Genomic DNA, 1,241 nt, shown 5'->3' with positions numbered 1-1,241 from the left:
AACTATACTCGGAGGCAGGCGGCAGAGATTTTAGGGGAAATCGGACAAGGAAATCCTCAAGCCATTGCTGCGTTGGTTAATCTTATCGCTACCACTGAGGATGACGATACCTTTGAGGAGGCGGCTTGGAGTTTAGAAAAAATCGGACAAGGAAATCCTCAAGCCATTGCTGCGTTGGTCAATCTTTTCTCCACCACTGAGGATGAATATACCCGGATGCAGGCGGCTGAGAGTTTAGGGGAAATCGGACAAGGAAATCCTCAAGCCATTGCTGCCTTGGTCAAAGTTATCGCTACCACGGAGGATGAAGATACCCGGATGCAGGCGGCTAAGAGTTTAAGGAACATCGACCCTGGAAATCCCGAGGTGATCGCTGCTTTGGTTAATCTTCTCTCCACCACGGAGGATGAAGATACCCGGATGCAGGCGGCTAAGAGTTTAGGGAAAATCGGACAAGGAAATCCCGAGGCTGTTGCGGCGTTGATCAATCTTCTGGTCACTGCTGAAAAGAAAGCCACCCGGAAGCAGGCGGCAAAGATTTTAGGGAAAATCGGACAAGGGAAGCCAGAAGCAGTTGCGGCGTTGGTCAATCTTCTCGCCACTACTGAGAATAAAGCTACTCGGAAGCGGGCGGCAAAGATTTTAGGGAAAATTCTCACCACACCCCAACAATATGCAGGAGTTGTCACCGCCTTAAAAGACAACCTCGGCGATGAAGTTTACCAAAACAACTTTAAACGATTCGAGGAATGCTACAACCTCATCTGGAACTGTGCCGAAAATCTCCCCTATCCCGAATTTTACCAAGCATGGCACAATCCCCCCACCACCCCCCATCCCGAAGTCACCGAACAAACCCCCCATAGTGGCGAACCCTCTTTCGCCTCTCCACTCACCTGGGAATCCCTGCAACACCTGCCCCTGTATTGCCTCAACGCCGACCTCCTCGCTGACGAAACCCGCGAACCGGAAATCGCCCTCACCCTCAGCGAACTGATTTGGGAAATCACCTGTCCCGACGAAGACCCCCCGGAACCCGCCACCCCCGCTGAACTGCGCCGCCACCTCAAAACCCTAAAACGCCGTAACCTCCTCCCCCACCGTGCCATCCTCTTCGGTAGCGAAACGGTTTCCACCCCGACCCAACCCACCCCAGAACTCATCGCCTTTTGCCAAAAACTGACGGGGGTAATTGCCGTTGCCTTCCTCACCGACGACCCCCTAGAAGCGCCGTTAAAAGG

General features: G+C 53.1%; 1 protein-coding gene. It reads left to right on the top strand.

Features of this window, described 5'->3' with window-relative positions:
- On the top strand, positions 1-1,241 hold a 1,241-nt coding region (locus LKK83_RS30655; protein WP_324635259.1), incomplete at both ends, for a HEAT repeat domain-containing protein.

The organism is Phormidium sp. CCY1219, from assembly GCF_035615515.1.
Lineage (GTDB): Bacteria > Cyanobacteriota > Cyanobacteriia > Cyanobacteriales > Laspinemataceae > CCY1219.
This window is presented reverse-complemented; position numbering and strand designations above follow the sequence as displayed.